At 44.6% G+C, this 25553-nt stretch carries 19 protein-coding genes and 1 pseudogene; 15 read left to right on the top strand and 5 right to left on the bottom strand.

Going from position 1 to position 25553, the window contains the following annotated elements; genetic code table 11:
* Nucleotides 1–4: 4 nt before the first annotated feature.
* Complete coding sequence (locus BM257_RS00100) at nucleotides 5–283, bottom strand: phosphorylase family protein (protein ID WP_092067035.1); 279 nt, start codon at nucleotides 281–283, stop codon at nucleotides 5–7.
* A gap of 443 nt (nucleotides 284–726) precedes the next feature.
* On the opposite strand from BM257_RS00100, the gene BM257_RS00095 reads away from it, so the two are divergent.
* From BM257_RS00095 to BM257_RS00055, 9 genes are all read left to right on the top strand, one after another.
* Nucleotides 727–1389 (top strand): PPC domain-containing protein, encoded by a 663-nt coding sequence (locus tag BM257_RS00095; RefSeq protein WP_092067034.1) that lies wholly within the window; start codon nucleotides 727–729, stop codon nucleotides 1387–1389.
* Nucleotides 1390–1408: 19 nt separating this feature from the next.
* Nucleotides 1409–2854: a hypothetical protein gene (locus BM257_RS00090; RefSeq protein ID WP_092067033.1), complete on the top strand. Its 1446-nt coding sequence runs from the start codon at nucleotides 1409–1411 to the stop codon at nucleotides 2852–2854.
* A 29-nt stretch (nucleotides 2855–2883) separates the two neighbouring features.
* A complete protein-coding gene (locus tag BM257_RS00085; protein WP_143096687.1) occupies nucleotides 2884–4218 on the top strand; it encodes a S1C family serine protease in 1335 nt (444 codons plus the stop codon).
* Nucleotides 4215–5423, top strand: coding sequence for a protein kinase domain-containing protein (locus BM257_RS00080; RefSeq protein ID WP_092067031.1), 1209 nt, complete (start codon nucleotides 4215–4217; stop codon nucleotides 5421–5423). Before BM257_RS00085 ends, BM257_RS00080 begins: the two co-directional genes overlap by 4 nt.
* Nucleotides 5416–7803, top strand: a complete 2388-nt coding sequence (locus BM257_RS00075; protein ID WP_092067030.1) for a CHAT domain-containing protein — start codon at nucleotides 5416–5418, stop codon at nucleotides 7801–7803. Before BM257_RS00080 ends, BM257_RS00075 begins: the two co-directional genes overlap by 8 nt.
* A 130-nt stretch (nucleotides 7804–7933) precedes the next feature.
* A complete protein-coding gene (locus BM257_RS14660; RefSeq protein WP_177215952.1) occupies nucleotides 7934–9193 on the top strand; it encodes a hypothetical protein in 1260 nt (419 codons plus the stop codon).
* A gap of 196 nt (nucleotides 9194–9389) precedes the next feature.
* Complete coding sequence (locus tag BM257_RS00065) at nucleotides 9390–9599, top strand: hypothetical protein (RefSeq protein WP_092067028.1); 210 nt, start codon at nucleotides 9390–9392, stop codon at nucleotides 9597–9599.
* A gap of 213 nt (nucleotides 9600–9812) precedes the next feature.
* Nucleotides 9813–11969: a hypothetical protein gene (locus BM257_RS00060; protein ID WP_143096685.1), complete on the top strand. Its 2157-nt coding sequence runs from the start codon at nucleotides 9813–9815 to the stop codon at nucleotides 11967–11969.
* A 109-nt stretch (nucleotides 11970–12078) separates the two neighbouring features.
* A complete protein-coding gene (locus BM257_RS00055) occupies nucleotides 12079–13146 on the top strand; it encodes a hypothetical protein (RefSeq protein WP_092067026.1) in 1068 nt (355 codons plus the stop codon).
* A 21-nt stretch (nucleotides 13147–13167) separates the two neighbouring features.
* On the opposite strand, the gene mtnN is transcribed toward BM257_RS00055, so the two are convergent.
* Complete coding sequence (gene mtnN / locus BM257_RS00050) at nucleotides 13168–13812, bottom strand: 5'-methylthioadenosine/S-adenosylhomocysteine nucleosidase (protein WP_092067025.1); 645 nt, start codon at nucleotides 13810–13812, stop codon at nucleotides 13168–13170.
* A gap of 109 nt (nucleotides 13813–13921) precedes the next feature.
* On the opposite strand from mtnN, the gene BM257_RS00045 reads away from it, so the two are divergent.
* The 5 genes from BM257_RS00045 (at nucleotide 13922) to BM257_RS00025 (ending at nucleotide 23078) form a co-directional block, all read left to right on the top strand.
* Nucleotides 13922–16411 carry a YfhO family protein gene (locus tag BM257_RS00045; protein WP_092067024.1) on the top strand — a complete coding sequence of 830 codons (2490 nt, stop codon included), beginning with the start codon at nucleotides 13922–13924 and terminating at the stop codon, nucleotides 16409–16411.
* Between the two features lie 21 nt (nucleotides 16412–16432).
* Nucleotides 16433–18997 (top strand): bifunctional fucokinase/fucose-1-phosphate guanylyltransferase, encoded by a 2565-nt coding sequence (locus tag BM257_RS00040; protein ID WP_092067023.1) that lies wholly within the window; start codon nucleotides 16433–16435, stop codon nucleotides 18995–18997.
* Between the two features lie 8 nt (nucleotides 18998–19005).
* Nucleotides 19006–19818 carry a GSCFA domain-containing protein gene (locus BM257_RS00035; RefSeq protein ID WP_092067022.1) on the top strand — a complete coding sequence of 271 codons (813 nt, stop codon included), beginning with the start codon at nucleotides 19006–19008 and terminating at the stop codon, nucleotides 19816–19818.
* On the top strand, nucleotides 19815–22295 hold the full coding sequence (locus tag BM257_RS00030; protein ID WP_092067021.1) for a bifunctional UDP-N-acetylmuramoyl-tripeptide:D-alanyl-D-alanine ligase/alanine racemase: 2481 nt from the start codon (nucleotides 19815–19817) through the stop codon (nucleotides 22293–22295). The genes BM257_RS00035 and BM257_RS00030 overlap by 4 nt, the downstream gene beginning before the upstream one ends.
* A 111-nt stretch (nucleotides 22296–22406) precedes the next feature.
* Complete coding sequence (locus BM257_RS00025; protein ID WP_092067020.1) at nucleotides 22407–23078, top strand: helix-turn-helix domain-containing protein; 672 nt, start codon at nucleotides 22407–22409, stop codon at nucleotides 23076–23078.
* Nucleotides 23079–23091: 13 nt separating this feature from the next.
* Here the strand turns inward: BM257_RS00025 and BM257_RS00020 are convergent, their stop codons facing one another.
* The 3 genes and pseudogenes from BM257_RS00020 to BM257_RS00010 all read right to left on the bottom strand — a co-directional run.
* Complete coding sequence (locus BM257_RS00020) at nucleotides 23092–23283, bottom strand: hypothetical protein (protein ID WP_092067019.1); 192 nt, start codon at nucleotides 23281–23283, stop codon at nucleotides 23092–23094.
* A 55-nt stretch (nucleotides 23284–23338) separates the two neighbouring features.
* The gene (locus BM257_RS00015) at nucleotides 23339–23911 is read right to left on the bottom strand and encodes an ORF6N domain-containing protein (protein ID WP_092067018.1); all 573 of its coding nucleotides are present in this window, start codon (nucleotides 23909–23911) and stop codon (nucleotides 23339–23341) included.
* 187 nt (nucleotides 23912–24098) lie between these two features.
* Nucleotides 24099–24424, bottom strand: a pseudogene (locus BM257_RS00010) (IS1380 family transposase); the annotation flags it as partial.
* Nucleotides 24425–24582: 158 nt separating this feature from the next.
* Between BM257_RS00010 and BM257_RS00005 the strand changes: the two are divergent.
* Entirely contained in the window at nucleotides 24583–25272 is a 690-nt protein-coding gene (locus BM257_RS00005; protein WP_092067017.1) for a hypothetical protein, read from the top strand.
* Nucleotides 25273–25553: the final 281 nt, after the last annotated feature.

Below are 25553 nucleotides of genomic sequence, written 5' to 3'. Positions count from 1 at the left end.
TGTGCTAATAAAGGGATTCAACAAATGTCTTGGTGATATGGAAGGAGTTGTCAGCAATGGTGTTCCAGAAGTCATGATACTGGGAGGCATCGGTGTCACGCAAGGGGATGTCGCTGATGACACGGAAGGAGATAAACGGTACTTGGTTGAAATAACAAGTCTGGGCAAGGGCGGCATTAACCTTGCCGATACCACATTTCCCCACTCTTACGTTGTCTTGACAGAAAAGCTGTTGCAGTTGACGCAGCTCCTTGTCCATTGCTACAATAATACCAATTTTCATATCACTTTTTATTATTTATGGTGCAAAGGTACAAAGAAATTAGAAATTAGAAATTAGAAATTAGAAAATAATTCTTATCTTGGCATATTGGGGACGTCACCTTATATATTATATGAGTTGTTCCACTTTATTTATTATTCTAGAACCCTATTAGAGCGAGATGAGGTTTAAATATCGCTAAAAAAACTTTAGATTTTGTCGGTCAGTCTTTAAATCTTGTCTGATAGACTAATATTTTTTATCTGTACTATTGCAGTACAGACATTTTTTTATATCTTTGTGCTTTTTGATAAAAAAGTGTGAAATTTACTGATATTGCTAAAATAATTTCCATAAAATCTTTGCTGTTTCATAAAAATGTTGTAATTTTAGCACCGATTATGCAATAACAATTATTTAAAACTATTTTTAATAATATTATTAATCATTTAAATTAAAAAACTATGAAAAAATTATTTGTAATGATTGCCCTGATGCTTCCAATGGCAGTGATGGCACAAGAAGAGAAAGACGCAACAGGAGTAGTTCCCGAAGGAGAAAAGGCATTACGATTAGCAGCAGAATTATCAAAGTATGGTTATGCCAATGATGATGCTTTGTCGCTCATTCAAGCTGCTCGTATCTCCAAGAAGGCTGGCTTTACGCTTGAGGATAAGAAGAAAGTGGAAGGTGACAAGGGGCAGCCAGGATCAAAGGCTGGAAAAAAAGGACAAGTTTCAGTGGAGCCGGCAAAACTTCTTGCCGATGCTAAGGCAAAAGCAGGTGATGACGGTGTGCTTCTGGCTCTTATTGATGATGTGAATAGTAACGTCCGTGGTGCAGTTGGTGGTCCTAAGTATGGAGAAAGTCATGTTAATGCAGGAAGTTCTGATTTATATGAAGTCAACTTCAAAGCTGGTGAGTCTGCAATGGTGATTGTCGTAGGTGATGGAGATACCGACCTTGACCTTTATGTATATGACAATAATGGAACTTTGGTAGCACGAGATGCTGATTACACCGACGACTGTGTAGTTACCTTCACCCCACGTCGGACAGGTAAGTTCACTGTCAAGATTGTAAACCGTGGTAGTGTATATAATAGTTATTTAATTGGCACGAACTAATTATGTAACAGACACCTGTATGCTTATTATAAGCACATATAATCAAAATAATTCACTGGCAGTCCGTGAAAAGGCTGCTGGTGAATTAGTTTTTCTAGAAAAGGACGACAATGCCGCCATTAAGCGGCTTACAGAGGAAGCGAGGAAATATAACGAAAGTGAATCGAAGCGTTTGGAATGCTATCTTATTTTATGTGACCAGACATCACTATGGCTTTTACAGACGGTTGGGCTTCCTCAAGAAATCGAGGATAAAGTGGATGTATTTGCCACGACAATGGAAGATTTGTTGGCAAAGACTATTTTTGTAAAACTCCCTAATCTTCCTTCAAAATTTCCATCATTAGACCGACAGCCTATTGCGTACGGAAGTGATACCACTGTTCATCTCGTTCTTGTAGGCTTCTCAGCCCAAACGGAGGCCCTTGCTCTTAATGCAGCCCTAGTTGCCCATTATCCGAACTATTGTAAAGACACACGGTTAAGAACACGTATCACCATCATTGACGAAAATGTTTATGATGGAAGAGACCGGCTGATACAACGTTACGCTCATCTGTTTGATAATTCTTATTATCGTACCATTGATTTAAATGACACACATCCCCAGTGTCTTGTACACCGTCCGATGTACGAGAAAGAGCATCGTAAAGATTTTGTTGACGTAGAGTGGGAATTTGTCAATGGAAACATCAGGAATGATGCTGTTAGACAAAAACTAGAAGAATGGAGTACAGATAATCGTCATCTGTTGACGATTGCTGTTTGTCATACTGACAATAATCGTAATTATAGTGAATCTTTTGGCTTGCCACAGCAGGTTTATAATCAAGAGATTCCTGTTCTATGCCATACAGAAGAGAGTGAACTGATACAGATTGCTACAAAAGAAGGAACTTATTCTTCTGTTTATCCGTTTGGCAGTGAATGTTGTGATATAAATACCCTTCGTACACTAAAACGATTGGCTCAAAGGGTCAACTATGTGTATAATCATTGTTTTTCGCTTGTATCGGGAGATCCGATAACGGCTCCTGCTTCTATCGACGAAGACAAATTGGAAATGCAATGGAGACAAATAGGTTCTTTGTCAAAGCAGTATTCTAATATCTTCAATGCGATGACGTTAGGGACAAAGATGCATTCTATCGGTCACACGTCGGAAGACTGGGAGGCGTATTATGCCGTGACTCTAGAAGAAATTAATATTTTGACGGAGGTAGAGCATAACCGTTGGAGTGTAGAAGAACTTATTCTGGGTTATAGACCTGTGACAGAAAAGGAGGAAAAGCTCGTAGAGAACGATATCTCCCAGAAGAAAGCACTACGTCAAAAAAAGATACACTATGATTTACGCGCTTTCAGCGACCTTCGGACAGACAGCACTGGCAAGAACGTCAATGTCTATGATATGGCTTTGATACAAGGAATCCCACTAATTATCAAATCATGTATTACCGACTAATATATACTATATCACCAGACAAAAATAGGGTGGGTGATTACGTTCAAAATGGGAGCAAACCCTTGAACATCGGTCAGGGTGTAATGTGCAGTGTACTGTTGCCTGAATCAGAGAAATATGAGCCTCAGGTTTATGCCACCATCCTCCAGCAAGCAGAAGAGGAAGGATGGTATTTAGTGAGGAGGACAGACTGTTATCAGATTCTTATTAATGGCAAAGAAATTCCTGTCGCCCAAGTTCTTCAACATGGAGATATTCTGTCGTTTAATGATGGTGATTCTCATACAGAATTGAAATTTGAGATATTTGATGATGGGGAGTACGATGCCAGTAGTGGTGTCGTATATAAAAAGCATAAGAATAATAAACTGTATTATGTTGTAACAATGTTTATCGCTCTGTGTGCTTTTGGTATAGCAACTCTCAGCGTCCTGTCACCTCCTCAAGAAGATATAAGACACTCTGATTTAAGCCAGTTTAATCAGTCCGTCTACCATATCATGGTTGACTCTGTATACCTCTTTTGCGATAGTGTTGTAGTGGATGCTATAGAGTTGACAGAAGTTGCGGCAGGTACTGCATTCCTTGCCAAAGAAGGGGATGATACATTATTCGTTACCGCAAGACATTGTATCGAACCATGGATTAATGATGAGGAATGGGACGGGGTGTCGAATAAGTCAAAGATATTGCCAGAAGTCAGACTGGCAGTAAAAGCTGAAACAGAAAACAAATTGGTGGGATATGAGAAATATGTTCTACGATCGCATTGTGTGATTAGTAAGGGCTTTGAACGGTACGACTACTATTCCACAGACTTCTTTGTGAATAGAAGCCGTGATTTGGTGATGCGTCTTGGAAATACGAAAGAGGTTTTCTATTGGCGTACCATTTTTCCGATAGCACATCGAAGGGATATGGAACTAGGTGATTTCGCTTATGTCGTAGCAACAGGTCTTACAAGAGAAAGTAATAAACCATTGATGTCTATGGCAGAATGGGAGGAAGTCAAAGGATTTACCAACTCGAAGAATCTTGACATTGCCGTTATAGGATATCCTCTGAACGATAATGATGCGGATGATATGACGGTGGTCTATGGAAACCATGCAGGAATGGCAATTGATGACTCCTTAAAGATTCCGGTTGGATGCATGCAGTTATCGGCACCTATCAATAGAGGAAATTCTGGCGGTCCTGTAGTTGCTATTGTGGAAGGTGTCATTAAGGTGATTGGTATTGTGTCGAAAGCAGATGGACGAGCAGATCAGGGAATGTTCTGGGCTGTGCCTATTACAGAAGTTCTTATCATGCACAGACAAGGTGACAAGGTAGAAGAAGATATTGAAGAATACAGAAGATGATGAAGAAAGAGATTACGCTGAAAGATATCGCAGGATATTCAACAGAAAGGACAGTCTGGCAAATGATATTAAACCTTTCTGCTCATGGCCTGATTGACAAAATCAGTAATATCACACCACATGCAGTGGCTATTGTTGGCAATGACTTCCTGTTGAAAGAAATCTCATTAATTGAAACTGATAGTAATAGGGCTTTTGCTGCTCCGGAGACATTTAATAAGAATACAGAAATTAATTCTGAGGCATCTGCTATCTGGACCTTAGGGGCTTTGGCATTCTATGTCATCACCAGTACGAATGTGTTTGAAGGAAAGGGTGGCGAAACACAGACGGAACTTACGGAGATTCCAAGAATCAGTTCTGTTTATGCTAGTTCGGATCTTAGCACTTTGATACAGCGTTGTCTCTGTTTCTCTCCACAAAAGAGACCTACAATAAAGGAGATACGACAGAAAGCGGAGGCTGCCCTAAACAAGTATGTTGAACCACGCAAGAGACTAGTCAGTCACACAGGAAAAAGCTATGCTGCTTCATTGGTTAAATTCTGGCCAGAAGAGATGATTCCACTTCTATTGATATGTCTTTTGCTTTTATCGTCTATATCTCTTCCTGCCCAGTCTCTGCAAGGGGTTGATAAAACAGTAATACCTAATGAAATGGCAAGCTTGGTGTTGCGCTGTATAGACCTTCGTTCATCTCAGAATGCGGGAAAAGTCAGTAGGGCAATGGACAGAGATATGAACTGGACTATGATGGATGAGTTGCCTGTTGACAAAGCAGGTGAATGTACTACAAAAGATGCGGTGGACATGTTTGGTTTGAATGACATGGGCTTCGGTATACTCAAACGTCACGGTGGTGTCACTAATTCGGGAGGAAGGTTCCGTGATGGTCGTGATCCTCGCTATAAATATTCGTTTATAGAAATTACTGTGAAACAAAGTAAATCTGTTCGCTATAGTATCAGTGGCCGTGAGGGAGAGCAATTGTTTGCAGTTGTCCCCTATGATAAGAATGCCAAATTCGAAGTCATGATTAGGAAAGATGGGAAGGATATTAAAGGATCCGTGATAGATGGCGTTAGTTATATCAGATTGCGACAAGGTATCAAGAAAAGCGATACATTTACGTTGACCCTTAGCAATCACACGGGGAAAAATATGGCTTTTGCGCTTATCAATTACAATTCAAGGAATAATGAGTAGGAGGGTTCTGTATATCATATTTTATATTTCTTTGTTGGCAACTCCAGTTTTTGGTCAGCAAGAAGAAGGTGTATTCGACGATGAAATTTATAACCTTTATGACAAGGCATATAACTTGAATGAATCAAAGGACTATCTGTTGGCATATCGCAATATCCTTTTAGCTGACCAGTCTGTTCTGACAACATTATCCAAGAAACACTTGAAAGCCTCCTCCTTAAGTGACGAAGAGTTTATCTATCCATATTGGCGTATTAAGCAAAGTAAGGCAGAGATAGCATATATGTTAGGCGTATATACAGATATGGAGGCAGTTTCCAATGAACTAAGATTATCCTTGAGGGAAAAAAACTGGAAAGAAGGAAATGGAATAGAGGAAATAAAAAATGGACTCTGGGCTACTTTGGCAAAAATAGACGGAAGTCGTTATTTCCTGATAGAGAAATATGACTCATCAGAAATCGCCTTAAAGGATGCGTTACGCCTAGGTTCATTTTATGGAAATGCCTTTTTTATGTGTAAGGTCCATGACGATCTGGCTCAGTTATACTATAAACAGGAGATCTATGATAAGTCTTTGACACATTTGGACTCTATTTTGGCAAGTCCTCTCTATCAATTAGATGCCCGTAATAAAGAAACAGAGCAGAATATAAAGATTGTTGAGTCACAACGTGCTATTTGTCTGGCTCGTCTGGCTCGTTTTACTGAGGCGTTGAGAGAAATAGAATCTGTATGTGCTTATTTTAAAAAGGTAAATGATAAACGTGCTTATGCCGAGGCTTTGCGTAAGAAAGCGAAGATACTGATGCTCCAGTATGACTCTACCGGTATATATAGTCCAGAAGCCATTTCATGTTACCAACAATACCTCTCCATTTCTAGGGATTATATTGATACCTATTTTATCAATATGAGTGAATCAGAACGTGAACAATATTGGATGACTGAGCAACCTTTTGTCACAGACTGTTTCAGGTTAGAGGAAAAGGCACCAGCCCTTCTGTATGACGTTGCTCTCTATAGCAAGGCGGTCCTTTTACAAATGGGACGTGACTTTAAGGAAAATATGTCTGTCGCTGATAAGAAACGTGCGTTAGCATCTATTCGTGTCAACTGGAAACAGGTAAGAGAAAAACTTCCGGTCTCGAGCTGTGCCATAGAATATCTTGTCTATGAAAAAAAAGGTAAGAATCACCTAGGCGCTTTGGTTGTTACGAAGAAGTCAGTCAGTCCACAATTTGTTGATATAGGTGAGGTCGCACAGATAAGTGATTACCTGCTGACAGAAAGGTTACGGGTAAAAGATGTCTTTGCTGATACGCAAAGTAAGGATAAGATAAATACTCTTTATAATGATAGTATGCTATGTCGATTAATATGGAATGACGACATGGTAAGAACCATTGGTGATAATAGGAAAGTGTACTTTTCACCGGATGGCATTTTCTATCAAATGGGTATTGAGTATATGGTGCCACCGTCATTGGATGGAAAGCAATTTTATAGGCTGACTACAACGAGATTGCTCACACAGGCTAAACACAAGGTACGGACAGACAAAATGCTGGTATGTGGCGGGGTGGAATATGGCTTGACAACAGAAGACAAGGAAAAAGACAATGACGAATTGGCTTATTCTTTGTTGGCACCCATGGATATAAGGGTTGCACCTCTGCCGAATTCTGCAATAGAGATAGACTCTATCAGGGGTGTTAGAAACAAACGCCCAGAAGATATGGTCCTTCGAGCAGATTCTTTGACTGAAGCTGCCTTGAGTCAATTGATGGGGAAATACCATATTGCACATATATCAACTCATGGATTGTTTTCAGAGGTAGCCAAAATAGGAACAGACATACGACCCTCCTCCTCTGATTTACAACTTTCTAAAAGTTGCTTGTTCCTCTCAGGATCGGAAAAGAACTTAAGACAAATGGCGTTTGATGCTTCTTTCCATGATGGTATTTTGTCGGCACGGGAATTGGCTAAGATGGATTTGAGTAACGTTGACTTAACAGTGCTATCAGCCTGTATGTCAGGACTGGGATATATTACGCCAGATGGTGTTTATGGACTTCAGAGAGGATTGAAAACGGCAGGTGTGAAGACTATCATATCCACATTGTGGAGCGTAGATGATGAAGCCACTTGTTTCTTTATAATTCAGTTGTACAGGAACTTAGAAAAAGGGAAGTCTCTATATGAGTCATTCTGGACAGCTCGAGAGACTTTGAAGAAGTATGAGAAGACATATGGCGGATCTTCTGCCACAGGAACTGCCAGTGGGTCGTTCATTCAACGTAGGCGGATTACCATCCCCAAATTTAACAAACCTTATTTCTACAACGCATTTATCTTAATAGACGGACTGGAATAATCATTAAAATACGATAAAAATGAAAACGAAATTATTTTTAATTACTTGTGTATTAATGCTCATTGCCAATCTTTCGACGGCTCAGTCCTTCCATTCTCAACCGGGCAAGGGTAAACCAAGTGAAGATATTATGAGCGGGCTTGACATGAATAGTTTGGAGACATCTTTTGTCCTGAATATTAACCCGATGAATGAGGAAAGGAAAGACAAACTCAACCGAGTGGCTTCCAATTATCGTTCTCACAATCGTAGTATCTTGACAGATATGGGTAATTCTATGATTACAGGTGGTGTTGCTGCCATTATAAATATTATAGGAACAGAGATTATCAATCTGACACAGATTCGGTCCAGACAGAAGAAAGCATGGGAACAGATGAGACAAAAAGAGTGTATGTTTGTGGATAGTCTTCAATCTGTTAAAGGACAAAGTGATTTCTATGGCCGACAGTCTACCTATGGTCCATTAGATCCATCCGACATGAATTTCGATGGTATTACACTTAAGGCTAACAGAGGTGGAAAAGAGGTGTTGAAAATGGTGTGCCATATTGACACCATGAAATTCGACCACTTGTTCCTCCATAGTAAATTCTATTTGGTTGTAGATACTATCATATTCCATCCCTATCGCTCTTTTTTACCTAATTTGAAAGCCAATCATATTGAGAAGCCTCGTGCCAATGAGGCATCGCAAGATGAAATAGACTATTGGAATACAATTAGTCAGTTCAGTTTTGAAGAACATCAGTCCCCAATAGTTAATATCCAAATGGAGATATATTCTTCCTGGATTAATGAGTTAGTTCAAGTATATCAGGACGTAAAACTTGGCTCTTTCTCTGTGAATATTCCTATCAACGAAAGAGATCTGACAGACTCTGTGTACATATACAGTCGTAAGCAGGCTATTGCAGAAAATCGTCCTATAATTAATATGGACGGTGATTGTTTCGTAGTTCCCCGGTCTTATATGCCCGTGGCTGCTAATAATCCGTCATGGGGAACTGGTGAATACAAAATGAAAGTGGTTCTCTCAGAGAAGTGTAGGTATAATCCAAAGGCAGGACGCTCAAAGAATTGGCACCGTGATTACAAACAACTGGTTCGTATGCGGAATCATGGTAAGGCTAAGAACGAGTATTTGAATGATGTTGTCACGACGTTCCGTGATAATGGCACTACAATTTTAAAAGCTACATATACTCCCGTTCTCAATGCTCTTCCAGGCATGCTGGGGATTGGCGCATCGTCAGGTGGCGGTGCAAGTAAGGCAGGTGCTGGTGGAGCGAGTAAAGCAGGCGCCGGTGGAGCAAGTCAGGCTCAAGGTGGCGCTTCTGGTGCATCGGGAGCACCAGCGGCAAAGAGTAGTATGCAATCCAAGAGATAAGTTGAAATGGATGCTTTATGATATAGGGATGATTAGAGCGAGATGAGGTTTAAATATCGCTAAAAAGATTTTAGATTTTGTCAGTCAGTCTTTAAATATTGTCTGATAAACTAATATTTTTTGTCTGTACTATTAATAGTACAGACATTTTTTATATTTTTGTGCTCAGTAAAAACCAATCACAAAACTATCAAATATGAATAGAATAAAGATTTTCATATTACTGGCAGTGCTGCTATGCGCTACCACAACTCGGGCACAGACCAAAGTCTCAACGGATAGCGAACTGCGTGAAGCGATAAAGACCGACGGTGCGAACATCATCGTGACGGCTGACATTAACCTCAGCAACAGTACGCTTGAAATCCAAGCAAAGAAGACAGTGACCATCAACCTTAAAATTTGAAAAAGATTAATAGATTGGGGTCTATCCCGCATAATACGTTAAAGAACAATAAAAGTTACCTTTGGTAATTTACCATTGGGTAACTTTTTGTATATTTGTACATTATAAGTAAAACTAAAGAATATGAATGCATTGAGCAATTTCATGGTTTTCGACGTAAAGCTTGTGTTGCTAATGGAGATGTTGTTACTAGAGAAAAATAATGATTAACCAATGAGAATAAAACGAAAAAGAATTCTATGGCTTAAGTTTGATAGACTACTGTCTAAGAGCCTGCTTAGGCAGTTTGCTATTCTCGGTGCAGTACTTGTTGTCGCACTTGGATTATCATATCTGATGCTTTCATGGTCTGGTACTCAATGGAAAGAATTTTGTGACGCAGAGCATCTAAACAAATATCTGTTGCCTCTTTATCTACTGACAGACTCCAATGCGCTGAACAACCTATACATGGGTAGTGACAACACTCATGTTCATGGCTGGATGCTGATAGCCAGCAGTTTGATTTTCCTGTTTGGCGCATTTGTGTTCAATGGCATTATCATTGGTGTTATTACCAACTCCATAGAGCGACGGGTGAACAGTCATAAAGAGGGACGGATTCATTATTTGAAGTCGGGTCACTACATCATCATGGGTTATGACGAGATGGTACCCTCATTTATTTCGCATATTTTTGATAAGGATAAGGATGCCTACATACTAATTCTTACAGCTAAAGAGACGATGAGTATCAAGGAACAGCTCTTGAAGTCATTCAGTGATAAGCAGATGGAACGGGTGATTATCAATTATGGACATCGGATATCTACTGAAGCTTTTAAGGATATTTACTTAGAGGCTGCAGAAGAGGTGTTCGTGGTGGGTAATCATTCCAACCCTGCTCACGATGCCATCAATGTGGAGTGTGTGGATAGTATCAGCCGTTATCTAAAAGACCAAAGACAGAAACCGGTTCGAATTACCTGTGTGTTCAAGGATTTGGATACCTATGCTGCCTTCAAGACCTCGGAGATATTTGGTGATGTCAAGAATCTTGGAGTGGAGTTTGTTCCATATAACTTCTATACTGGTTGGGCTAAGCAGGTGTTTGTAAAGCGTCTTTATAGGGACTTTGACAATCCTGGTACGGAGTATCGCTATCCGCTTGTCTATGGCAAGGGTATTGTACCTGACGATGAGAAGTATGTTCACCTTGTGTTTGTGGGTACCACCAACTTTGCTGTGGCTTTTGCGATGGAGGCTGCTTATGTGCTGCACTTTCCCAATGGTCCAAAGGTTAAGACGATTATCACCTTCATCGATGTAAATGCCGACAAGGAGAAAGACGAGTTTATCACCCGTAATCGTCATTTCTTTGAGGTGCAGGCATATACTTACAGAGATCTTTCTGCCGAGCCTAAGGACGTGTCCGAATATATAGGAAAAGAATATCTGAAATTTACAGGCGAAGACGCAAATTTCCTTGACGTAGAGTTTGAGTTCATTAAAGGAGACGTTTTCTCAAAGAATGTACAAGATGTGATAAGCAGTTGGGCTGAGGAACATAGCGAGGGTAAACAATGTTTCTCTATTTTCCTCGCACTGGCTGACCAGCGCCAGAACTTCGTGATGGGTATGAATATGCCAGATGAGGTGTATAATAACGAGATTCCGGTGTTCATCCGTCAGAACCGCTCAGACAATTTCGTCACGAACTTGCGCAATGCTGACATGAGAAGAGGAGACAAGAAACTGATCTATTCGGTGGTCACTAAAGACGATGTGGTAGAGTCCAAGAAGTCTGATGCTCGCTATGCCCATATCTATCCCTTTGGTATGAACGAGACAGCTTTCAGTGCTGATGACCACTCGCTGAAACGTGCCAAGCTCATCAACTATCTATATGAGACAGCCGACTATGAGACATATAAGTTTCAGGGCATTCCTGTCCTTGATGCCATTCCTGAGGATAAGATATGGGAAGAGGCTAATAGCTGTTGGCAGAAACTGTCGGTAGCCCTGAAGTGGTCGAATCTTTACAATTCTTACACTATGCGTACCAAACAGCGTACACTTAGGGCTATGCGTGGGCTGGATATTGACGACGAGAGTCACGATTACGACACCCTGTCTGAATATGAGTTGGAGCAGTTGGCTATAGTGGAGCATAACCGTTGGAACGTGGAGAAGTTGTTGATGGGATTTAGAAAACCTCGCAAAGATGAGGATATGTATGAGCATGAGGAATTTGCTGACAGCCTGAAAAAGAATAAGGATCTCTTTATCCACCACGACATCAGACCGTTTAGTCAGTTGGATACGATTAAGAAACTTGACTACGAGTTCTCGCGCTATATCCCGTGGATAATGAAAATGACAGAAAAATAATGAGTAACTAATTATAGAAGAGCATTTTGGTGGATAAGTTGAAAATTTTTATTTGGGTATTTCCTCATAAATGTGTAATTTTGCAGATGGAAAGGTAAAATAACATCATATGATAAAAATAGTATCTTTTGTTATCATTGTTGTTGTGATGCTTACTGCATGCGGCAATCGGTCTACATCCAGTTCGGTAAATCCTCGTGACACTGTGACAGTCCCAGAGGGAGTCACGGGTGAGGATAGTATTGCCTATATCGAGAATAAGGTATTGCATAGTCCTATTTCTGCTAAGGATCTGCTGGGACTCGCGGAGGTTCATGCTGTCCAGGAACGGCTCTACAGTTATGACAGTACAACGGTATCCCCTCGTGATGCAGAAGTCTTGCGCTTGGCAAACCGCTTGATGAGGATGTATAATGTAGTTGATGAGAACGGCGATGCTAACGACAAATTGCAATGGGTGGTGGCTGTCAATACTGCTATAGATGCATTCCATAAGGCTGTACCTTCCGTTCCGTCCGACTCTGCCTTGTATGAAGTTGAAGAGGTGCTGAATAAGTTCTCTTCGCAGAGTCAAAACGAGATGAATTTCCAGTGTTATGTCCATGCTACCATCGTCTACTATCAGACCGTTGAGGATTATAGGAAATGGTTCCAGGAAGTCCCTTCAGACCTGAGACCGCTCATGGAGAGGGAATATGCTGCCTGGCATGATCTCCACGAGGCTCGTTACAACTTCTGGGCTGACGTGTCATACAGGCAGGAGTGGTATAGCATGAAACCGATGGAGTTAGCTGCTCACTACATCGCTATGTTACAGAACCGGCGTGCCGAGATGGACATAGAGCGAGATATTATCATGGGAAACAAGTTGTATCAGCAGCAGAGTAGGACAATGACTCCCAGTCAATGGGAACAATGGATAGCAGAGAACTCAGTCCCGGAAGATCTGGATGAACTCTACAAAATCGGTGATAAAGACCTCATCCCGAGTGACAGTCTGGTGGCAGACCGTGTGAAAATACTTAAGTCCTCTTTCTACCAGTGGGTTGCTGCCCGTAAGGCTGTTGCCGAGGCATTACCTGACAGTCAGGGCAGGTCTTACGACAACCTGAGTGCCGATATCAACAATCGTATGATAGGTAAGCTGCCCCCACTCATTCCTTACTTAGAAGAGTAGAGGCGTAGAACGATAGAATCGTCAGAGAGAGGCGACAAATGTCTTGGTGATCTGGAAGGAGTTGTCGGCAATAGTGTTCCAGAAGTCATGATACTGGGAGGCATCGGTGTCACGCAAAGGGATGTCGCTGATGACACGGAAGGAGATAAACGGTACTTGGTTGATATAACAAGTCTGGGCAATGGCACATGACTCCATATCGACTGCTTTAGCCTCCGGGAACTTGTCGATGATGCTGCGCATCTTCTCCTTGGTGTCCACGAACCAGTCGCCGGTGACGATGAGTCCTTGGTGAAGGTTGATGGATGATGTCTGGAGGTTGAAGGCTTTTTCAAGTAAATAAGGGTCTGGAGTATAGCGGACGGGGAGCCCTTGTACTTGTCCGTAAACGGTAGTCTCATCAATCGCCTTGCCACAGTAGACATCATGATAGGTGACTTCGGAGCCGACAATGACATCTTGTATGTTGATGTCGTCGCCATTACCACCGGCACAGCCGCTGGAGATAATCACATCGGGGTGGAACTCATTGATTATGCGTTGGGCACCAAGGGCGGCATTAACCTTGCCGATACCACATTTCTCCACTCTTACGTTGTCTTGACAGAAAAGCTGTTGCAGTTGACGCAGCTCCTTGTCCATTGCTACGATTATTCCTATCTTCATATTGTCTTTTTTACTGTTTGGATTGCAAAGATACAAATAAATTAGGAATTAGGAATTAGGAATTAGGAATTATTTGTTAACTTTGCACGCAGAAATTAAGAAAACAGTTATGAAGAATCTGAAACAATGGCTGCCAGACATCTTGGCAGTAGTATTATTTGCCGTTATATCATTTGCCTATTTCTTTCCTGCTGACATCGAGGGACGTATCCTGTATCGTCATGACTCCTCCGCTGGACGCGGGGCAGGACAGGAAGCATCGGAATACTATCAGCGGACAGGTGAGCGTACCCGTTGGACCAATGCGGTGTTCAGCGGTATGCCGACTTATCAGACTTCTCCGTCGTATAAGAGTACCGACACGCTGGCGAAGGTGGAGAAAGCCTATCATCTATGGCTGCCGGAGAACGTATGGTATGTGTTTGCCTATCTCTTGGGCTTCTATATCCTGTTGCGTGCCTTCGACTTCCGCTGGTACCTTGCCACCTTGGGTGCCGTGGTATGGGCGTTCAGCAGTTATTTCTTCATCATTATCGCAGCAGGACATATCTGGAAGGTGATAGCCCTTGCCTACCTGCCTCCGATGATAGCGGGTGTGGTACTTGCCTATCGGGGGAGATACGCATGGGGACTGATCGTCACAGCGTTGTTCTGTGCCTTGGAAGTGCTTGCCAACCATGTGCAGATGACCTATTACTATCTGTTTGTCATCCTGGCGATGGTGATTGCTTTTGTGATAGAGGGAGCGAGAAAGAAAGAGTGGATACACCTGCTGAAAGCGACGGGCGTCTGTCTTGCCGGTGCGATAATAGGTACCTGTATCAATATGTCTAACCTTTATCATACCTGGGAGTATGGCAAGGAGTCGATGCGTAGTAAGAGTGAGCTGGTGAAGGCGAATGCTGCCAACCAGACCTCCAGTGGACTGGACCGCGACTATATCACACAGTGGAGCTATGGCATTGATGAGACATGGACGCTGTTGGTGCCCAATACGAAAGGAGGAGCCTCTGTGCCGATGGTCCTCAACAAGACGGCGATGGCGCATGCTAACAGTGACTATATGGGTATTTACGAGCAGATAGGACAGTATTGGGGTAACCAGCCGATGACGGCAGGGCCCGTCTATGTGGGTGCCTTTGTGCTGATGCTCTTCATACTGGGACTGTTTATCGTCAAGGGACCGTTGAAATGGGCATTATTGGCAGTTACGATCCTCTCCATCCTGTTGTCGTGGGGACGTAATTTCATGCCGTTTACGGATTTCTTCCTCGACTATATCCCGATGTATGCGAAGTTCCGCACTGTCGCCTCTATCCTCGTCATCGCGGAGTTCACCATACCTCTGTTGGCGATGTTCGCCTTAAAGAAAATCGTGGAGGAACCGGAGGTCATGACGAAGCAACTCAAATATGTCTTTGTCGCCTTTGGACTGACAGGCGGGCTTTCCCTGCTCTTCGCCCTGATGCCGAAGGTGTTCTTCCCCGACTATATCAGTATTAGTGAGATACAAGCGATGCGACAGATCCCCGCCGACCAGTTGGCTCCGTTGGTACAGAACCTGACGGAGATGCGTGTCGCCGTGTTTACTGCCGACTGCTGGCGCTCTTTCTGGATTATCATGATAGGAACGGGCTGCCTGTTCTTGTATAAATATCGTAAGTTACGTGCGGAATGGCTTGTAGGACTCCTCACCGTTCTCTGTCTCTTCGACATGTGGCAGATTAACAAGCGTTATCTGAACGATGAGATGTTCGTCTCGAAGACGGTTCGTGAGGAACCCGTTCAGAAGTCGACAGCCATAGACCATATCCTGCAGGACAAGACCCTTGACTTCCGTGTGCTGAACCTTGCCTCGAACACGTTCAACGAGAACGAGACGAGTTTCTATGTGAAGAGCATCGGAGGTTACCATGCCGCTAAGTTACGCCGTTACCAGGAACTCATTGATGCTTATATCTCGAAGGAGATGGAGCAGACATACAGTGCTATCGCTGAGGCACAGGGTGATATGACACGGGTGAAGGGCGACTCCGTCTATCCTGTGCTGAACATGTTGAACACGAAATACTTCATCCTGCCGTTACAAGGGGGACAGACCGTTCCTGTGGAGAATCCCTATAGCTATGGTAACGCCTGGCTGGTAGACAAGGTGACTTATGTGGATAATGCCAATCAGGAATTAGACATGCTTTCTAACCTGAACCTCCGTCATGAGGCTGTCGCCGATAAGAAATTCAAGGAACAGCTCGGTGAAAGTACGCAACAGGACACGTTGAGTGTCGTGCGTATCAAGAGCTATGAGCCTAACCAAATAGCTTATGAGGTGGAGTCAGGTAAAGGTGGAGTCATCGTCTTCTCAGAGATCTACTATCCAGGTTGGACGGCAACGGTGGATGGCGTGGAGCAGGAACTCGGTCGTGTCGACTATGTGTTACGTGCCTTGCAGGTGAAGCCTGGTAAGCATGAGATCGTACTTAGCTTCTTCCCGAAGAGCATCACCACGACAGAGACGATTGCCTATGTCTCATTAGTCATCCTGTTCTTACTGCTGGTCGGACTGGCAGTACAAGCCTACCGTACCCGGAAGAAAGTGTAAAGGTATCAAATACGAACTACTATGAAGAAACTACTATCTGTTCCGCCCAATGTGGTGGACTGCTTTCATGAGTTGACAGGACTGAGCAGGGAAGAGTATTTCTGTACCTGTGACCCGATAGGACACCGTTTAGGATCGGGTGGGGGAACGACATGGCTCCTCCAGCAAGCTGCCGACTGGCTGGGTGGTGAGCGTAGTATCATCCTGCATGCCGGTGGACAGAGCAAGCGACTGCCTTCCTATGCCGTCAGTGGTAAGATCCTCGCTCCGATACCTGTGTTCCGCTGGGAACGGGGACAGCGACTCTCACAGACCCTGTTAGACTTGCAGTTACCGCTTTATGAGCGGATGATGGAAGCGGCGCCAAAGCGGTTGCGTACCATGATTGTCAGCGGTGATGTGTATATCCGTGCCGCAGAACGTATCGGAGCCATTCCTGATGCGGATGTGGTATGCTATGGACTCTGGCTCGACGCTTCGATAGCCAAGGACCATGGGGTGTTTGTCAGTGACCGCCGTACCCCTAACGTCTTGAAGATGATGCTTCAGAAACCCAGTACGGAACGACTGTCAGCACTGTTGAAAGACCATTTCTACCTGACGGATATCGGTATCTGGCTCTTGAGTGACCGTGCCTTGGAGTTGTTGAGGAAGAGATCGGAGAACTCAGAGTACTCAGAGAACTCGACGTTCCCACTCAAAGAGTACGACCTCTATTCTGAGTTCGGTTGTGCCTTGGGTACCCAGCCTACCATCGATGACCCAGAACTTGGTGCACTCTCTGTGGCTATCGTGCCGTTGCCAGGTGGTGAGTTCTATCATTTCGGTACTTCCAGAGAGATGATCTCCTCAACACTAGCGATACAGAATATCGTCAATGACCAGCGGGAGATCATGCATCATGACAGGAAACCCCATCCGTCTATCTTCACACAGAATGCCGTCACCCATTATCAGTTTACACCTGAGAATCAGAATATCTGGATAGAGAATAGCTTCATAGGACCTCGTTGGAGACTGACCCGCGACCATGTCATAACAGGTGTTCCCGAGAACGACTGGGAGATCAGTTTGGAACCGGGAGAGTGTATGGATGTGGTGCCGGTAGGAGAGGATGACTATGAGGTGCGTCGTTACCATATCGATGATGCCGTGAACAGTAATGAGGTGGCGCAACGTGCCAACTTACGGCGTTTGTTTGCCCAGCGGAACACCTTCCGTCAGGAGAACTGGCGTGCGATGGCTCGTAACTGGCAGCATAGCGTGTTTTATCAGCTCGACCTGGACGATGCCGCCCGTGAGTTTGAGAAGATGAAGATAGAGCTGCCTCCAGTACTGCCTGACGATGCCCCTTTGATGACCCGTATCCACGATGCTATGTTCCGTCAGGAAAGTACCCATGCCTTCTCGTTGTTACGAGAGGGACTGACTGCCGATGTGGTGGCACAGAAGCAACAGCCGCAGATGTCGGTATACCAGGACCAGATCGTATGGGGGCGTTCTCCTGTGCGTATCGACCTGGCAGGAGGATGGACAGACACTCCTCCATACTGTCTGATGGAAGGTGGCAGTGTCGTGAATATCGCCATCGAACTCAACGGACAGCCCCCCTTGCAAGCCTATGTAAGACCGAGTAAGGAGTACCGTATCGTCTTGCGTAGTATTGACCTCGGTGCCTCGGAGGTCGTAGAGACTTATGAGCAGTTAGGGGATTTCATGCATGTGGGCTCTCCTTTCAGTATCCCGAAGGCAGCACTCGCACTGGCAGGTTTCCTGCCCCGGTTCTCCGCTGAGGTCTTTCCGTCATTGAAAGCACAGCTGGAAGCCTTCGGTGGTGGTATCGAGCTGACGTTACTGTCGGCAGTACCTGCAGGCAGCGGACTGGGGACGAGTAGTATCCTCGCAGCCACCGTCTTAGGGGCTGTCAGCGACTTCTGCTCGTTAGCATGGGATAAGAACGAGATAGGACGACGTACCCTCGTGTTGGAGCAGCTGTTGACCACTGGCGGTGGCTGGCAGGATCAGTTCGGTGGGGTACTGGGTGGTGTCAAGCTCCTGGAGACCACTCGTGGCTTTGAGCAGAACCCCGTGGTGCGTTGGTTGCCTGATGATGTGTTCACTCAACCCGAATACCAGTCGTGTCATCTGCTTTATTATACGGGAGTCACTCGTACGGCGAAGAAAATCCTGGCGGAGATAGTCCGTCGGATGTTCCTCAACCAGCATGAGCAGCTCTTGATGTTAAGGGCGATGAAAGCTCATGCCTTGGATATGTATGAGGCAATACAACGGAACGACTTTGCGGAGATGGGACGACTGGTGCGTAAGACATGGCAGCAGAACCAGTTGATAGACAGTGGCACGAATCCTGATGCGGTGCGTCGTATCACGGACCTGATTGACGATCTCTGTCTGGGTTATAAGCTTCCAGGAGCCGGTGGCGGCGGTTATCTGTATATGGTTGCCAAAGACCCGGAGGCCGCGGCACGTGTCAAACAAATCATCCAACAGAGTGAGCAGAACCCGAATGCGCGTTTTGTGGATATGACATTGAGTAAGAAGGGACTGCAGATCAGTCGTAGTTAGTGTGAGGTATGGAGTTCAGGACTATTGTTGACATTCCCAAGCTGGCGTTTCAGATAGAGCCTTGTGAGGAAATACTGTTAGTGGGTTCTTGTTTCGCCGACAGTATCGGACAGCGTTTCAAGGACGAGAAGTTCCATGCCACAGTCAATCCTTTTGGTGTGATGTACAATCCCGCCTCCATCCTTCATACCATCGAGCGGTACCAGGGGTGTCCCCGTATCGTCTTCCTGACATTAGGTACCAATCACGTCTATCGTCTGAAAGAGACAGGTGAGATTGTGGATAATTGTGAGAAGCGATCTGCTGCCTTGTTTCAGGAAGAGATACTGACGGTGGAGAAGTGTGCGGACTACCTGCGGAAAACCATTGATATCCTAAGAGAGCGTCGTCCAGATGTGCAAATCGTCGTGACCGTCAGTCCGATCCGTTATCGTAAATACGGTTATCATGAGAGTCAGTTGTCGAAGGCGACGTTGTTACTTGCTGTCTCTCACCTGACATCAGACATCTTACATCATCCATCATCCATCTATTACTTCCCTGCCTATGAGATCGTGAACGATGAGTTACGTGACTACCGTTTCTATGCCGCAGATATGCTCCATCCCTCAGAACAGACTGTGGATTATATCTGGGAGCGGCTCGTGGAAGCCTGTTTCTCGCCATCCGCCAAGGGTTTCCTTCAGGAGTGGCAGCCTGTCAAACAGGCATTGCACCACAAACCTTTCCACCCTGATTCGGAGGAATACAAAGCATTTATGGATAAAACTATGTTAAAAGTAGAAGACCTACGGAAAAAATATAGTAATTTTGTACTATGATTTACACAATAGAAAAGATTACGACGCTCATTGGAGCGCGTCGCATCGGACATACCGATGCTAAGATAGGATGGCTGTTGACGGATAGTCGTTCTTTGTGTTTCCCTGAGGAGACCTTGTTCTTTGCCCTTCGTTCCCAGCGTAATGACGGGCATCGTTATATTGACGACCTCTATCGCCGTGGAGTTCGTAACTTTGTCGTGGAGAACAATTCTCAATTCTCAGTTCTCAATTCTCAATTTGTGGATGCCAACTTCCTGGTGGTACCCTCTCCATTGGAGGCATTGCAGCGATTAGCAGAGCGACATCGTGATGAGTTTGACATTCCCGTGGTGGGTATTACCGGCTCGAATGGTAAGACGATGGTGAAGGAGTGGCTTTACCAGATCCTGTCGCCACAGATGGTGGTGACGCGCTCTCCCCGTAGTTATAACTCACAGATCGGTGTGCCCTTGTCGGTATGGCTGCTGAACGAACAGACAGAGGCGGGTGTCTTCGAGGCAGGTATCAGTGAGCCAGGTGAGATGCAGTCGCTGCATGACATCATACAGCCTACTATTGGCGTGCTGACATCCCTGGGCAGTGCCCATCAGAAGAATTTCCGCTCGATGGAGGAGAAATGTATGGAGAAACTGCAACTCTTCCATGGAGCGAAAGTCATTGCCTATGACAGTGACAATGACGTCATCAGTCGTTGCATCCGTCGCTCCGGCTATAAGGGTGAGAAGATAGGATGGAGCCGTGAGAACCCGTCGGCACCATTCTATATTTCTAATATCTCCAGTTCTTCTAGTACGTCTAGTATTTCCTATACTTATAAAGGCACGAGTGCTACCTATCACCTCCCGTTTATCGATGAGGCTTCTATAAAATGTTCCTTTGCCTGTGCTGCCACCGCCCTTTATCTAGGGGTGACACCAGAGGACCTTGATGCCCGTATGGCACAGCTGGAACCTGTCGCCATGCGTTTGGAGGTAAAGGAGGGACAGCATGGTTGCACGTTGATCAACGACTCGTATAACTCTGATATCAACTCGTTGGACATCGCCCTCGACTTCATGAACCGCCGTCCTGAATATCAGGGACGTCACCGTACGTTGATACTCAGTGATATCCAGCAGATGGGTATGGACAAGACGGAGCTTTACCGGGAAGTCAGCGACCTCTGTCAGAAACGGGGTGTTGACCGTCTGATAGGTATTGGTACCGCTATCCAGCGTCATGCGGAGGTCATCAGTATTGCGGATAAGGCATTCTTCCCTGGTGTCGACCAGTTTGTGGGGAGTGACCTGTTCCATCATCTGCATGATGAGGTGATTCTCCTGAAAGGTGCCCGTGTCTTCGGTTTCGACCACTTGACGGAGCTCTTGGAACAGAAAGTTCATGAGACGATATTGGAGGTTAACCTCAATGCAGTGGTGGATAACCTGAATTTCTACCGCTCGTTCCTGAAGCCAGAGACCAAACTGGTCTGCATGGTGAAGGCGGATGCCTACGGTGCTGGTGCTGTGGAGGTGGCTAAGACGTTGCAGGACCATCGGGTCGACTACCTCGCCGTGGCTGTCGCTGACGAGGGTGTGACGCTCCGTCGGAATGGCATCACCCAGAATATCATGATTATGAATCCGGAGATGACCGCCTTCAAGACGATGTTCGACTATGACCTGGAACCGGAGGTCTATTCCTTCCGACTGATGGATGCTCTGATTCGTGCGGCAGAGAAGGAGGGTATCACGGGATGGCCCGTCCATATCAAACTGGATACGGGTATGCACCGTCTGGGCTTCGACCCCGAGAAAGACATCGATGAGGTCATCGTACGCCTGAAACACCAGAATGCCATCATCCCTCGTTCGGTATTCTCCCATTTCGTGGGGTCCGACAGTGATGACTTCGACAACTTCTCCACGATGCAGTTTGAGAAATTCGATGTGGCAAGCAAGAAACTGCAGGCTGCCTTCTCGCATAAGATACTCCGTCACATGGATAACTCCGCTGCCATCGAGCATTTCCCCGAGCGACAGATGGATATGTGTCGCTTAGGACTCGGTCTCTATGGCGTGGATCCTCGTGACAACCGCATGCTGCATACCGTCTCAACGCTGAAGACCACCATCCTCCAGTTACGTCATGTGCCTAAGGAGGAGACGGTAGGCTATAGCCGGAAGGGTGTCCTGACCCGCGACAGTGTGATCGCCGCTATTCCTATCGGTTATGCCGACGGACTCAACCGTCACTTGGGACGCGGCAAGTGCTACTGTCTGGTAAACGGACAGAAAGCCCCTTATGTGGGTAATATCTGTATGGATGTCGCTATGATTGACGTGACGGATATCGACTGCAAAGAGGGTGACAGCGTGGAGATCTTCGGAGAGCATCTGCCCGTCACCGTCCTCTCCGATGTCCTCGACACCATCCCTTATGAGGTGATGACGAGTGTCAGCAACCGTGTGAAGAAAGTGTATTACCAGGACTAAAGAGGGTGTGTCAAAATAGGCACATCCTCTTCTTTATGGACCTGTTGTCTTGGCAGGTCGTCTTGCCGAGGTATATATAATAACCGCATCGCATACACTAAATAAATTAATATGATAGAGAGAGGTATTATTTGCTTCGCCCACGGATACACGTTGGCAGGTGCTAACCTAATAATCGTGTTACTGATTCTCGTCGTGATAGTACTTGTCGTGATGGGATGCTACAGTATACGTTATAACAGGATTATCAGTCAGCGAAACGAACAGCTCCGACGCATTCTCACGGCTTTGGACGACTACCGCGCCATAGTAGGCGACGGGGCTCTGTCGCTCGACGAACAGGAGGCGATATTGAAGTACAAGTTGAAGAAGACAAAAGAGGCCCTGCCGCTTAAGAAGGATGGGGAGCAGAACTTCTTTGTGATGATGGATGCGCGTATCAATAAGGAGAGACCTTATACGGATCCTACTTTCGACCAAGATGCCCTGATTAAGTTTATGGGAGTCAGTCGTGAGACATTCTGCAATCTGGTGCCTCGCTATAAGGATCCTGACAGAACGTTTGATTATATCAACTCCCTACGAGCTGAATACGGTGCACGACTCATCATTGAGCATCCGCATGAAGAAATCGAAACCATCGCCAAGGAATGTGGCTTTATTGGCGTAGATGTCTTCAACAGCGCCTTCAAGTTCGCCCTGGGTGTCACGCCTGCCGAATACCGCAATAGCATGATTAAACTATTCAAGAACAATCAAAGCTCTACTATCCACCAACAATAAAGCGTCCTGGAGTTCAATTTCCAGAACGCTTTTCTAGTTTAATACCCCACGCTTGCTTACGGCTCTTCCGAACCTCCCTGGTTAGGCTTACCGCCATTATCATCTCCACCGCCAGTCTGAGTAGAATCTCCACCGCTCTGGGTGTCATCCCCAGTGAGACAGGTACCAGTCCCTGAGTGTCTAAATTTGTCTCAATTCCTTTCATATTTGTCTCATCCCCATGGATTTTTAGTTAAAAACATTTAAAATCCGCACAGCTATCACTCATCCTGCACAAATCCGATGCGCCTCCGTGGTTTCGGGTCCCTGGGCTGCAACTCCGCCAGTGCCTCACTGATGGCATCCAGCTGGGCACGGGTCGACTCGTTGATGTCGTTCTGGTCGGCAAGGATATCCTCCATGTCCTGCTTGATGCGTTTGATCTCATTCTCTATCTTTGTGATGCGTTCTGAAGATATTGTTAAAGTTGGGACACTATAGAAAGAGACAAAGACACGCATGATTTTGATATTTGCATCTATAGCAATGTCGCTGTTCAGCACACCAGATAGCATTGCTAATCCAGGTTGTGTAAAAGCATAAGGAAGTTTACGGGTCCCTCCCCAACTTGAAATTCCATTTTGGAATATCAAATTTCTATTTAGTTCATAAAACTCTTCTTTAGTAAGCTGGAACATGAAGTCAGGTGGGAATCTTCTGATATTTCTCTTTACTGCTTTGTTCAGATTACCAGTTGTTACTCCATACAACTCCGCTAGGTCGCGATCCAGCATCACACGCTGCCCCCGAATCTCATAAATCTTGTTCCGTATTGACTCTACATTGTGTTCCATAACGCCTGCAAAGTTACGAAACAAAAGGGAGACAAATTTTCAAATTTTTCTCAATTCCTTTCATATTTGTCTCATCCCCATGGAATTTGAGTTAAAAACATTAAAAATCCGCACAACCTTCACAGATTATGCGGACTCAAAACTATATAAATCAAATTTTATACGTATAGAGCAATACGAGACAGGGACCAGTCCCTAGTGTTCTGGTCGTGTTAACAGTAGCCAGTTCCGAAATCCCCCTCAAGATGGTGTCTGAGCTGCATGTGCGCAAAGTGGGATGAAGCGAGAGATGGGGCATCAAGTGACTCGTCACGTCCTCAACGCAGTCACCGCCACAGAAGTAGACGCTTGACAGCGAACCCGCGATCTCGCTGTACTGATAGCCGTATGACGTGCACCAGAGACCCAACACTTCGTCGATAACGGGGCCGACGTACCGGGGAAAAACTCTCTCACATGAAATATTCCTCCAAAAGGAGTGATTTTCTCAGATTTTATGCTTACCTTTGCCATGTCATTGATGATTTTGCTTGTCTTGATTTGCAGCACTAAGGTAAGTGAAAAATCTGACATGGCCAAATCCTGGGCAACTTTTTGTTGCTCAGGTACTTATAAAGAATGTTAAACTAAAATGCTGCGGATTTTAGGTACATTTTAAATTTGGATTATAGATGAAACTAACAAAAGTATTTGAAGGCGCCTGTAAAATAGCTAATTTCAGGCAGCTAAAATTGATAGTCTTTGTACTCGCTATTATGATGTCTATTGGTACATTTGCACAAAAGGAGAAAGTCATAAAGAACTTCTGGCAAGCCAAGGTTTGGTTGAAAGACGGAACTACAGATAGTGGATATATCAGGAATGGGCATAGTACCGTATGTGTCTATGATGAAACTGTTGTGTTGAACAATCTGGATGGTTTATTCAGTAAAAACAGAACACATGCCACTAAAGACATAGACAGTATGTATATATGGTATGATACTGAACCAGATAAGGTGTTGATTAGCCACGCTGTTCCAGTATATTATTACTATGGCAACGAAACTCCTATGGAATACGGTTATCCCAGTATGTGCTATGTGCTTTATCAAAGCAAAAATGTCACTATCTATGAGGCATGGGACTTGTTTTTAGGTGATTTCTACTTATATAAGACACCAGATATGCAGTATGCTAAAGCATTATTTAGAAAAGGGAAAAAACTAACTGAAAAACGCAGAGCGACACTATGTGATGAGTTTCAGAACTATTCTATCATCAAGAAATATATCAAATCCATCCATAAGGACAAACTGAAAGATGACCCTGTTCCATTTTTCTTACTCATAGACAAAGTTTTGGAATCTGAGGAACACTAGGGACAGGTGAGCGTTTCACTCCTTTTCATATGCTCATAGGGATGTTTCTTTATGAGGTAAGCGTTGGGAGGTTCTTGCTCTAGTAAGTGCCCTTGTCGATGATCGCATTATCCACTTGGGGATGTAAGTGTTTGGAACATTAATTTTATATTTGTTTTAAGTTTCTGCCTACAAAGATAATAAAATATCACTAGTGTCCACTAAAAATTAGCGGAGATGTTTGTAAGTTATTTAAATATAGAGTTTTAGAGCGAGAAATTGACGGTGACGATTTGAATTGA

The sequence above is a fragment of the Prevotella sp. tf2-5 genome, assembly GCF_900115435.1.
In the GTDB taxonomy this organism is placed as follows: Bacteria; Bacteroidota; Bacteroidia; order Bacteroidales; family Bacteroidaceae; genus Prevotella.
Note: the sequence above shows the minus strand (reverse complement) of the source record. Positions and strands in the feature narration are given on the sequence as shown.

What these genes read in the sequence shown, in the direction of transcription:
- BM257_RS00100 (WP_092067035.1), bottom strand. Translation starts at nt 283, where the DNA reads ATGAAAATTGGTATTATTGTAGCAATGGACAAGGAGCTGCGTCAACTG.
- BM257_RS00095 (WP_092067034.1), top strand. Translation starts at nt 727, where the DNA reads ATGAAAAAATTATTTGTAATGATTGCCCTGATGCTTCCAATGGCAGTG.
- BM257_RS00090 (WP_092067033.1), top strand. Translation starts at nt 1,409, where the DNA reads ATGCTTATTATAAGCACATATAATCAAAATAATTCACTGGCAGTCCGT.
- BM257_RS00080 (WP_092067031.1), top strand. Translation starts at nt 4,215, where the DNA reads ATGATGAAGAAAGAGATTACGCTGAAAGATATCGCAGGATATTCAACA.
- BM257_RS00075 (WP_092067030.1), top strand. Translation starts at nt 5,416, where the DNA reads ATGAGTAGGAGGGTTCTGTATATCATATTTTATATTTCTTTGTTGGCA.
- BM257_RS14660 (WP_177215952.1), top strand. Translation starts at nt 7,934, where the DNA reads ATGAGCGGGCTTGACATGAATAGTTTGGAGACATCTTTTGTCCTGAAT.
- BM257_RS00065 (WP_092067028.1), top strand. Translation starts at nt 9,390, where the DNA reads ATGAATAGAATAAAGATTTTCATATTACTGGCAGTGCTGCTATGCGCT.
- BM257_RS00060 (WP_143096685.1), top strand. Translation starts at nt 9,813, where the DNA reads ATGAGAATAAAACGAAAAAGAATTCTATGGCTTAAGTTTGATAGACTA.
- BM257_RS00055 (WP_092067026.1), top strand. Translation starts at nt 12,079, where the DNA reads ATGATAAAAATAGTATCTTTTGTTATCATTGTTGTTGTGATGCTTACT.
- mtnN (WP_092067025.1), bottom strand. Translation starts at nt 13,812, where the DNA reads ATGAAGATAGGAATAATCGTAGCAATGGACAAGGAGCTGCGTCAACTG.
- BM257_RS00045 (WP_092067024.1), top strand. Translation starts at nt 13,922, where the DNA reads ATGAAGAATCTGAAACAATGGCTGCCAGACATCTTGGCAGTAGTATTA.
- BM257_RS00040 (WP_092067023.1), top strand. Translation starts at nt 16,433, where the DNA reads ATGAAGAAACTACTATCTGTTCCGCCCAATGTGGTGGACTGCTTTCAT.
- BM257_RS00035 (WP_092067022.1), top strand. Translation starts at nt 19,006, where the DNA reads ATGGAGTTCAGGACTATTGTTGACATTCCCAAGCTGGCGTTTCAGATA.
- BM257_RS00030 (WP_092067021.1), top strand. Translation starts at nt 19,815, where the DNA reads ATGATTTACACAATAGAAAAGATTACGACGCTCATTGGAGCGCGTCGC.
- BM257_RS00025 (WP_092067020.1), top strand. Translation starts at nt 22,407, where the DNA reads ATGATAGAGAGAGGTATTATTTGCTTCGCCCACGGATACACGTTGGCA.
- BM257_RS00020 (WP_092067019.1), bottom strand. Translation starts at nt 23,283, where the DNA reads ATGAAAGGAATTGAGACAAATTTAGACACTCAGGGACTGGTACCTGTC.
- BM257_RS00015 (WP_092067018.1), bottom strand. Translation starts at nt 23,911, where the DNA reads ATGGAACACAATGTAGAGTCAATACGGAACAAGATTTATGAGATTCGG.
- BM257_RS00005 (WP_092067017.1), top strand. Translation starts at nt 24,583, where the DNA reads ATGAAACTAACAAAAGTATTTGAAGGCGCCTGTAAAATAGCTAATTTC.